Annotated in this window: 8 protein-coding genes; 1 reads left to right on the top strand and 7 read right to left on the bottom strand. The window is 62.5% G+C overall.

The window, feature by feature from the left end; all coding sequences use genetic code 11:
• Nucleotides 1-86 precede the first annotated feature (86 nt).
• From HX851_RS21250 to hutC, 7 genes are all read right to left on the bottom strand, one after another.
• Nucleotides 87-917, bottom strand: coding sequence for a quaternary amine ABC transporter ATP-binding protein (locus HX851_RS21250; RefSeq protein ID WP_177064429.1), 831 nt, complete (start codon nt 915-917; stop codon nt 87-89).
• Nucleotides 914-1,765, bottom strand: a complete 852-nt coding sequence (locus tag HX851_RS21245; protein WP_177063448.1) for an ABC transporter permease — start codon at nt 1,763-1,765, stop codon at nt 914-916. Before HX851_RS21245 ends, HX851_RS21250 begins: the two co-directional genes overlap by 4 nt.
• Before the next feature lie 71 nt (nt 1,766-1,836).
• Nucleotides 1,837-2,805 (bottom strand): ABC transporter substrate-binding protein, encoded by a 969-nt coding sequence (locus HX851_RS21240; protein ID WP_177063447.1) that lies wholly within the window; start codon nt 2,803-2,805, stop codon nt 1,837-1,839.
• Between the two features lie 118 nt (nt 2,806-2,923).
• Nucleotides 2,924-4,393 (bottom strand): purine-cytosine permease family protein, encoded by a 1,470-nt coding sequence (locus tag HX851_RS21235; RefSeq protein ID WP_177064428.1) that lies wholly within the window; start codon nt 4,391-4,393, stop codon nt 2,924-2,926.
• 167 nt (nt 4,394-4,560) lie between these two features.
• Complete coding sequence (hutU, locus tag HX851_RS21230; RefSeq protein ID WP_017126956.1) at nt 4,561-6,261, bottom strand: urocanate hydratase; 1,701 nt, start codon at nt 6,259-6,261, stop codon at nt 4,561-4,563.
• 494 nt (nt 6,262-6,755) lie between these two features.
• Entirely contained in the window at nt 6,756-7,334 is a 579-nt protein-coding gene (locus tag HX851_RS21225) for a HutD/Ves family protein (RefSeq protein WP_177063445.1), read from the bottom strand.
• Complete coding sequence (gene hutC, locus HX851_RS21220) at nt 7,331-8,041, bottom strand: histidine utilization transcriptional repressor HutC (RefSeq protein ID WP_177063482.1); 711 nt, start codon at nt 8,039-8,041, stop codon at nt 7,331-7,333. Before hutC ends, HX851_RS21225 begins: the two co-directional genes overlap by 4 nt.
• Nucleotides 8,042-8,186: 145 nt before the next feature.
• Here hutC and HX851_RS21215 point away from each other — a divergent pair, with 145 nt between their 5' ends.
• Complete coding sequence (locus tag HX851_RS21215; RefSeq protein WP_177064427.1) at nt 8,187-9,551, top strand: formimidoylglutamate deiminase; 1,365 nt, start codon at nt 8,187-8,189, stop codon at nt 9,549-9,551.
• Nucleotides 9,552-9,588 lie beyond the last annotated feature (37 nt).

Raw genomic sequence — 9,588 nt, 5'->3', positions numbered from 1 at the left:
CCCGCACAACACCCGAGCCACTCTGAACCCTGTGGGAGCGGGCTTGCCCGCGAAGGGGCCCGCACCGGCACCACATCTCTTGCGCCTTAAACCGTCGCCGCACGCCGCTGCACGAAGCGGTCGACATACTCATCGGCCGGCGAATGCAGGATTTCCTTCGGCGTGCCGACCTGGATCAGCTTGCCGTCCTTGAGAATCGCGATGCGGTTACCGATACGCACGGCCTCGTCGAGGTCGTGGGTAATGAACACGATGGTCTTGTGCAGCGTCTTCTGCAGCTCCAGCAACTGGTCCTGCATCTCGGCGCGGATCAGCGGGTCGAGGGCACTGAACGCCTCGTCCATCAGGATGATGTCGGTGTCCGCCGCCAGGGCCCGGGCCAGGCCGACGCGCTGGCGCATGCCGCCCGACAGCTGGTGCGGGTACTTGTTCTCGTAGCCCTTGAGGCCCACGGTGTTGATCCAGTGCAGCGAACGCTCGACGCACATTTCCTTGCTCTCGCCACGGACCTTGAGGCCATAGGCGATGTTTTCCTGCACGGTCTTGTGGGGCAGCAGGCCGAAGCTCTGGAACACCATGCTGATCTTGTGCCGGCGGAATTCGCGCAAGGCTTCCATGTCGTGCTGGAGGATATCCACGCCGTCCACCAGAATCGCGCCGCTGGTGGGGTCGATCAGGCGGTTGAAGTGACGGACCAGGGTCGACTTGCCGGAGCCCGACAGGCCCATGATCACGAATATCTCGCCGGTACCGATGGTCAGCGACAGGTCATTGACCCCGACCACGCAGCCGGTCTCGGCCAGCACCTGGTCCTTGGTCTTGCCCTGGCGGATCATGTTCAGCGCGTCGTTGGAACGCGCGCCGAAAATCTTGAAGACGTTCTTGACTTCGATCTTGCTGACGATGGAATCAGTCATTTGCTCACCTCATGGCGCGGACGACCATAGGCCTGGGTAATGCGGTCGATGACCACGGCAAGAATCACGATGGCCAGCCCCGCTTCGAGACCGCGCCCGACGTTCAGGGTCTGGATCCCGACCAGGACATCTTCGCCCAGGCCACGGGCACCGATCATCGAGGCGATCACCACCATCGACAGGGCCATCATGGTGGTCTGGTTGATCCCGGCCATGATGCTCGGCAGGGCCAACGGCAGTTGCACACCGAACAGTTGCTGCCAGCGGTTGGCACCGAAGGCATTGATCGCTTCCATCACCTCGCCGTCCACCTGGCGGATACCCAGGTCGGTCAGGCGGATCAGCGGCGGCGCGGCATAGATCACCGTGGCGAAGATCGCCGGGACCTTGCCCAGGCCGAACAGCATCAGCACCGGGATCAGGTACACGAAGCTGGGCATGGTCTGCATGATGTCCAGCAGCGGCATCAGCACCGAACGCAGGCGATTGCTGCGCGCCGACAGAATGCCCAGGGGAATCCCGATCAGTACCGAGATCAGCGTCGCCACCAGCATCAGCGCCAGGGTCTGCATCAGCTTGTCCCACAGGCCGACCGCGCCCACCAGGAACAGCAGGCCGACGATCACCGCCGTGGTCACCACCTTGCGGGTGGCGTGCCAGGCGACGCCGCCGACGATGGCCAGCATCAACCACCAGGGCGCCATGCGCAGCAGGCCTTCCAGATTGACGATGGCCCACAGCAGGGTGTCGGAGATGTGCCGGAACACATCGCCGTAGTTGGTCACCAGCGAATCAACCCAACCGTTGACCCAGTCGGCGATGGAAAACGTGAAATTCTCGGGAAACATTGGAAACTCTCGATCAAGTGGATGTAGCGAACGTCCCGGCCAGCCTTCCGGTTAGCCGGGAGGTAGTCGACCTACAGAGCCGCGTTGATTTTCTTGGCAGCGTCAGCGCTGACCCAAGCCTGCCAGACCTCAGGGTGTTCCTTGAGGAAGATTTTCGCCAGCTTTGGCGATTCGATCCGTTCCTTGGTCATGCGTCCCAGGTTCTGGTTCAACAAATCGATCGGCAGATTAGCCTTTTCCAGCACGGCGACCAATTCAGGCGCTTCGTCGTGGAACGTCTTGGACAGACCGACCTTGATGCTCACGCTCTTGTCGACACCCGGTTTTTCTTCCAGCTTGACCAGGTCGACCTGGCCCATCAGCGGCGTCGGCGACCAGTAGTAGAACAGAATTGGTTCGCCACGCTTGTAGCTCGACAGCACCGCGGCATCCAGAGCAGGCCCGGTGCCAGGCCGGAAGTTGGTGTAGGTGCTTTCCAGGCCGTAGCTTTTCAGCATCTCGCTGTTGTCCAGTTCACAGGTCCAGCCGGCCGGGCAGTTGTAGAAACGCCCCTTGCTCGGCTCTTCCTGGTCCTTGAACACCGAGGCGTACTGCGCCAGGTCGGAGATCTTCTTCAGGTTGGGTGCCTTGGCTTCGATCTTGCGCTTGGCATCGCCTTCGACCACATAACGCGGCACGTACCAGCCTTCGATGGCACCGACCACCGGAGCGCCGACACCGATGACCTTCCCGGCCTTCTCGGCCTTGTTCCAGACTTCACTGCGGCCGACCCACTCCTCGGCGAAGATCTGGATATCGTTGCTGCTCAGGGCGTTCTCCATGGTGATGGAGTTGCCTGGCAGGCTGTCGGTCTTGCAGTCGTAGCCTTTTTCAAGGACGAACTGCAGGACGTCGGTCAGCAACATGCCGCTTTCCCAGTTGAGGCCTGCGAACTTCACCGGCTTACCGGACTCGCACCAGCCGGCGGCCTGGCTTGCGCCGGCAGCTGCCAACAGGCCGAGGGATAACGCCGTGGTCAGCAGGGTCTTTGTCATTTTCATTATGTGACGCTCCTAATCATGAATGGGTTAACGGCAGTCAAGAGGCATCCGGCCCGGGTTGGCCTGCAAGCAGGCCCTGTCCACGTATTCCAATGCGGGTGTTGGGTGCATCCGGCGGCTAGACCGCCGACGGCTGCGCCCGACCACCCACCTTTTGTGCTGCGACGTCGCCCTGCTCTACCGGCAGGATCAAGCGATCAGGAACCGCGCCATGCCACTTCTTCGCGGCGAAGTAGTACAACGCCGCCGGCACCACCAGGCCGATGATCCAGGAGATATCGGTATCGCCCAGGCTCGCCACCAGGGGGCCGGTGTAGAAGTGCGTGGAAATGAACGGCATCTGGATCAGCACGCCGAACACATAGATGCTGATGCCCATGATGTTCCAGCGACCGTAGCGGGCGTTGGGATCGGACAGCGCAGGGATGTCGTAGCGTTCCTTGGTGATGCAGTAGAAGTCCACCAGGTTGATCGCGCTCCAGGGCGTGAAGAACGCCAGCAGGAACAGGATGAACGCGGAGAAGTCCTTGAGGAACGAATCCTTGCCGAGCAGCGCCAGGGTGGCGGCGATACTCACCATGATGAAGATGTAGAGCAGGCGCACGCCGCTGGAAATATGCCGGCTGCCACGGAAACCGCTGATGATGGTGGCGATCGACATGAAGCTGCCATAGGCGTTCAGCGTGGTCACGGTGACCTTGCCGAAGGCCACGGCGAAGTACAGCGCCGCCGCGACAATCCCGGTACCGCCGAGACTGACGATGAACGACACCTCGTGGTGGGCGAATTGCGAGCCGGCCAGGGCCGCCGCGAACACGCCGAAGACCATCGAGGCCTGGGCGCCGATCACCGAACCCAGGCCCACGGCCCAGAAGGTTTTCGAAGCCGAGGTACTGCGTGGCAGGTAACGCGAGTAGTCCGCCACGTAGGGCCCGAACGCGATCTGCCAGGATGCCGACAACGACACCGCCAGCAGGAAACTCGCCAGGGAGAAATGCTTGTTGCCCAGCAACGCGGAAATATCGTTGCCGGCCAGCAGTTTGTAGAACAGGTAGATGAAGGCGATCACCCCCAGCACACTGGCGATCCGGCCGATGCCGTGGATCACCCGGTAGCCGAAGATGGTGAAGACCATGATCGAGGCGGCGAACAGCACGATGCCGAGCCAATCCTCGACATGGAGCAACTGCGCCACCGCCTGCCCGGCCAGCAGCGAACCGCTGGCCGAGAAGCCGATGTACATCAGGCACACCAGCACCAGCGGAATCACCGCACCGTAGACGCCGAACTGCACACGGCTGGAAATCATCTGCGGCAGGCCCAGTTGCGGACCTTGCGCAGCGTGCAGCGCCATCACCCCGCCGCCGAGCAGTTGCCCGAGCAGCAGGCCGACCAGCGACCAGTACACATCGCCGCCGAGCACCACCGCCAACGCGCCGGTGACAATTGCCGTGATCTGCAGGTTGGCACCCAACCACAGGGTGAACTGACTGAGTAGACGACCGTGTCTTTCCGCTTCCGGGATGTAGTCGATCGAACGCCTTTCGATCAACGGTTTGTTACTTGCACGATCATGTGACGCAGCCATTGTTCAACCTCTGTGGATTGTTTTCCGGTATGTACGCAACGCTAGTGAAACACCCACTTCCCGCAGGAGCCGGCTTGCCGGCGATGAGGCCTGTGAGTCTGGCATCGACTGTTCGGTCGTCATCGCTGGCAAGCCAGCGCCTACAAGGTCGGGTTTCCTGCAACCGTTTACTTACCGGTGATCATCGGCAGGTTCAGGCCTTGTTCCTTGGCGCAGTCGATGGCGATCTGGTAACCGGCATCGGCGTGGCGCATGACACCGGTCGCCGGGTCGTTGTGCAGCACGCGGGCGATACGCTCGGCCGCTTCGTCGGTACCGTCACAGACGATCACCATGCCCGAATGCTGGGAGAAGCCCATGCCGACACCGCCGCCGTGGTGCAGGGAAACCCAGGTCGCGCCGCTGGCGGTGTTGAGCAGGGCGTTCAGCAGTGGCCAGTCGGACACGGCGTCGGAACCGTCCTGCATCGACTCGGTTTCGCGGTTCGGGCTGGATACGGAACCGGAGTCCAGGTGGTCGCGGCCGATCACGATCGGTGCCGACAGCTCGCCGCTGCGGACCATTTCGTTGAAGGCCAGGCCCAGCTTGGCGCGCAGGCCCAGGCCAACCCAGCAGATACGTGCCGGCAGGCCCTGGAAGCTGATGCGCTCGCGCGCCATGTCCAGCCAGTTGTGCAGGTGGGCGTCGTCCGGAATCAGTTCCTTGACCTTGGCGTCGGTCTTGTAGATGTCCTGCGGATCGCCCGACAGCGCGGCCCAGCGGAACGGACCGATGCCGCGGCAGAACAGCGGACGGATATAGGCCGGTACGAAGCCGGGGAAGTCGAACGCGTTCTCGACGCCTTCTTCCTGGGCCATCTGACGGATGTTGTTGCCGTAGTCGAAAGTCGGGATGCCCTGTTTCTGGAAGTCGAGCATCGCCTTGACGTGCACAGCCATGGAAGCCTTGGCCGCCTTCACCACCACCGCGGGTTCGGTGAGGGCGCGAGCGCGATACTCTTCCCAGGTCCAGCCGGCCGGCAGGTAGCCGTTGAGCGGGTCATGGGCACTGGTCTGGTCGGTGACCATGTCCGGGCGCACGCCGCGCTTGACCAGTTCCGGCAGGATTTCGGCCGCGTTGCCGAGCAGGGCAATGGAAATCGCCTTGCCTTCCTTGGTGTATTTGGCGATACGCGCCAGGGCGTCGTCGAGGTCGGTGGCTTGCTCATCGACATAACGGCTGTTCAGGCGGAAATCGATGCTGACCTGCTGGCATTCGATGTTCAGCGAGCAGGCGCCGGCCAGAGTCGCGGCCAGGGGTTGCGCGCCGCCCATGCCACCCAGGCCCGCGGTCAGCACCCAACGACCTTTCAGGTTGTTGTCGTAGTGCTGGCGACCGGCTTCGACGAAGGTTTCATAGGTGCCCTGGACAATGCCCTGGCTGCCGATATAGATCCAGCTGCCGGCGGTCATCTGGCCGTACATGGCCAGGCCCTTGGCATCCAGCTCGTTGAAGTGTTCCCAGGTCGCCCAGTGCGGCACCAGGTTGGAGTTGGCGATCAGCACGCGTGGCGCGTTGCTGTGGGTCTTGAACACGCCGACCGGCTTGCCGGATTGCACCAGCAGGGTCTCGTCGTCATTCAGGTTGGTCAGGCTCTCGACGATCTTGTCGTAGCATTCCCAGTTGCGCGCGGCCCGGCCTATACCACCGTAGACCACCAGTTCCTTGGGGTTCTCGGCCACTTGCGGGTCGAGGTTGTTCATCAGCATCCGCAGTGGCGCTTCGGTCAGCCAGCTCTTGGCGGTCAGCTTGTTGCCACGGGCGGCACGGATTTCGACGTCACGGCGCTTGGTAAAAGTGGCGGTAGGTTTCTGGGTATTCTCAGTCACGAAAAAACTCCTCTGCGATCGTCCGAACCCGCCCAGGCAGTGGGCAAGCGAGCATGTGCGGGTTGACCCTGCACACGCGAAAAATGGGGTGGCGCGTAACTATCCCTGATGACTCATACGCACACATCTTTACTTGTACATACAAGCATATGCAATCGAGCGGCCAACTTGAGAATCTGGTGCTGAAGATTTTTTCAGAATAGTCGGCGAACGCCGTGGTACGGGGCTTGAAGCGGAAAATGAAATTGTAGGACGAGGAGAAACTGCAGGTAGGAAGCTGTTACCGAGGGAAGGTTTTGCGCCATGCTGGGGCGTTCGGTAACAAGTTGGTGCGCGAAGGGGCTGATCGTTCCCACGCTCTGCGTGGGCATGCAGCCCGTGACGCTGTGGGGCTTGCCCGCGAAGCTTTTGAGGAGACGCAGAGCGTCCAGTGAGGCGTTACCACGCAGAGCGTGGGAACGATCAGGCCGCCGCACCACAGGAGAAAGAGGTTATCAGGCGGGCGTCAGCTCGATCACGCAGCAGCGGCCGGTCACCGAGACTTCCAGCAACTGCGCGTTGCTGTCCAACTGCAGGCAGTCATGGCGACCCAGCACTTCATAGCCGGTATTGCCCAGGCCGACATGCAGTTGATCGCTGACACTGAAGATCAGCAGCACCGCCGCCGAGCTGAAGAAACGCTTGGGCTGCGCGGCATCCAGCCATTGCAGGCGGGCGCTGTAGCGGTCCGGGGCATAGATCAGGTTGAAATCGCGGATCGGCCCGTCGAGCAGCGTGCAACTGACCTGGCTCGCGCCACTGAAGGCAAAGGGGTCCAGCGGCAACAGCGCGCGGGTGCGCTCGCCATCGACCTGCAAGGTCATGCCAGCGCCCTGCAACACGGTGATGATCCGCTCGTAGCCGGCAAAGCTGGAAAAGCCGCCCGACTCGCCGATATCGGCAATCGACAGGCGCCAGCCGAAACCCTCCAGGCCCTCGCCGGCGTCACGGGTGATTTCCTCGGTGCTGCCGCCGCCGTTTTTCCACGGCATGCGCGGGTAATCCGCCGCGCGCAAGACTTTCAGTGAACTCATTTGGTAAAGCGTCCTTCCAGGCGATGACGGGAACCGGGGTGGATCAGGCGGGCGGCGGTCACCGGCTGGCGACCGGACCAGGTCCGGCGGCGGATCATCAGGCACGGCTCGCCCGGCTCGATCTGCAACAGCTTGCATTCGGTGGCATCGGCAAGAATGGCTTCAACCACATGCTCGCCCTCGGTCAGTGGCGCGACCTGGGACAGATAGGCGTAAGGCGTCTGCAGGGTGAAGTCCTGCTTGAGGTAGTCCGGCGCCACCAGCGCATTGACGAAGCGGTCTTCGATCTGCACCGGGATATCGTTCTCGAAATGCACGATCAGCGAATGGAAGACCTTCTGCCCTTCACGCATGTCCAGGGCCACGGCGCGCTCGGAGCCGGCGGCCTCTTCGCCGAGGGTGATGATCTGGCAGGTGTGGCGATGGCCGCGCGCGGCGATCTCATCGGCAATGTTGTGCACCTCGAACAGCGCCGACTGGCTCTTGGGCTCGGCGACAAAAGTGCCCACGCCCTGCATGCGCACCAGCAGGCCTTCGGCGGTCATTTCCCGCAGGGCACGGTTGATGGTCATGCGGCTGTAGCCCAGTTGCTCGACCAGCTCGCTTTCGGACGGCACGCGGTAATGCGGCGGCCAGTTTCCGCTGTCGATCTGCTGGGTGATCATCTGCTTGACGCGGGCATATAACGGCGCCGGACTGTCACCCATGTGGGCAGCCAGCGGGTTGTTGGCAGGCGGAGTCGGCACAGGAAATCCTTGTTCGATTTTAAAGGTTGCTAGCTTGCCGGAGTTTACCGGGCAGGCAAACGTCTGTATATGTATATACAAATAACACACGATGGGGTGCTGAACCATGTCCGCCTTCTTTGCCGAACGCGCGCTGCTGCCTAGTGGATGGGCCAAAAACGTACGCCTGGAGGTCAACGCCGAGGGCGTGCTGAGCCAGGTCCAGGCCGATTCCCATGCAGAAGGCGCCGAACGGTTGAGCGGCCCGCTATTGCCGGGCATGCCGAACCTGCATTCCCACGCCTTCCAGCGGGCGATGGGCGGCCTGGCGGAAGTGGCCGGCAATCCGAACGACAGCTTCTGGACCTGGCGTGACCTGATGTATCGGCTGGTGGGCAAGATCAGCCCGGAGCAGATGGGCATCATCGCCCGTCAACTCTATATCGAGATGCTCAAGGCCGGTTACACCTCAGTGGCCGAATTCCACTATGTACACCACGACACCAACGGCCAGCCCTACGCCGATCCGGCGGAGCTGGGTTTGCGGATCAGCCAGGCGGCCGCGGACGCCGGTATCGGCCTGACCCTGTTACCCGTGCTCTACAGCCATTCCGGCTTTGGCGGCCAGACCCCGAATGACGGCCAGCGGCGCTTTATCAACAGCACCGAGAACTACCTGAAGCTGCAGGCCCGCTTGCAACCGTTGCTGGCCAGACAACCGGCCCAGGCCCTGGGCATGTGCTTCCACTCGTTGCGCGCGGTGACACCGCAGCAGATCAGCGAAGTGCTGGCCGCCAGCGACCGGCAGTGCCCGGTGCATATCCACATCGCCGAGCAGCAGAAGGAAGTCGACGACTGCCTGACCTGGAGCGGCAAGCGGCCGCTGCAGTGGCTGTACGATAATGTCGAGGTGGATGAACGCTGGTGCCTGGTGCACGCGACCCATGCCGACGCCGAGGAAGTCACGCGCATCGCTCGCAGCCGGGCGATCGCCGGGCTGTGCCTGACCACCGAGGCGAATCTCGGCGACGGGATCTTCCCGGCGGTGGATTTCCTCGCCCAGGGCGGACGCATGGGGATCGGTTCCGACAGCCATGTGTCACTGAGCGTGGTCGAGGAACTGCGCTGGCTGGAATACGGCCAGCGCCTGCGCGACCAGCGGCGTAACCGTCTGTATCGCGCCGACCAGCCGATGGTCGGTCGTACCCTGTATGACGCGGCACTGGACGGTGGCGCCCAGGCGCTCGGGCAAGCGATCGGCAAGCTGGAAGCGGGCAAACGTGCCGACTGGCTGGTGCTCGATGGCAGCGATCCGTACCTGGCGACCGCCCAGGAGGACGGTATCCTCAATCGCTGGCTGTTCGCCGGCGGCGACCGTCAGGTCCGTGACGTCATGGTCAACGGCCAATGGGCGGTGCGCGGTGGCCGCCATGCCGGAGAAGAAGAAAGCGCACAAGCATTCACCCAGGTCTTGCGTGACCTGCTGAACTGAGCAGACAGGCCATGCCTGCCAAAAACCTGTAGGAGCC

Origin of the sequence: Pseudomonas gingeri (assembly GCF_013385635.1) — a bacterium.
GTDB classification, from domain to species: domain Bacteria; phylum Pseudomonadota; class Gammaproteobacteria; order Pseudomonadales; family Pseudomonadaceae; genus Aquipseudomonas; species Aquipseudomonas gingeri_A.
This window is presented reverse-complemented; position numbering and strand designations above follow the sequence as displayed.

Excerpts from the sequence above, each read along its gene's own strand:
- HX851_RS21250 (WP_177064429.1), bottom strand. The coding sequence starts at position 917 with ATGACTGATTCCATCGTCAGCAAGATCGAAGTCAAGAACGTCTTCAAG.
- HX851_RS21225 (WP_177063445.1), bottom strand. The coding sequence starts at position 7,334 with ATGAGTTCACTGAAAGTCTTGCGCGCGGCGGATTACCCGCGCATGCCG.
- HX851_RS21215 (WP_177064427.1), top strand. The coding sequence starts at position 8,187 with ATGTCCGCCTTCTTTGCCGAACGCGCGCTGCTGCCTAGTGGATGGGCC.
- HX851_RS21240 (WP_177063447.1), bottom strand. The coding sequence starts at position 2,805 with ATGAAAATGACAAAGACCCTGCTGACCACGGCGTTATCCCTCGGCCTG.
- HX851_RS21245 (WP_177063448.1), bottom strand. The coding sequence starts at position 1,765 with ATGTTTCCCGAGAATTTCACGTTTTCCATCGCCGACTGGGTCAACGGT.
- HX851_RS21235 (WP_177064428.1), bottom strand. The coding sequence starts at position 4,393 with ATGGCTGCGTCACATGATCGTGCAAGTAACAAACCGTTGATCGAAAGG.
- hutC (WP_177063482.1), bottom strand. The coding sequence starts at position 8,041 with ATGGGTGACAGTCCGGCGCCGTTATATGCCCGCGTCAAGCAGATGATC.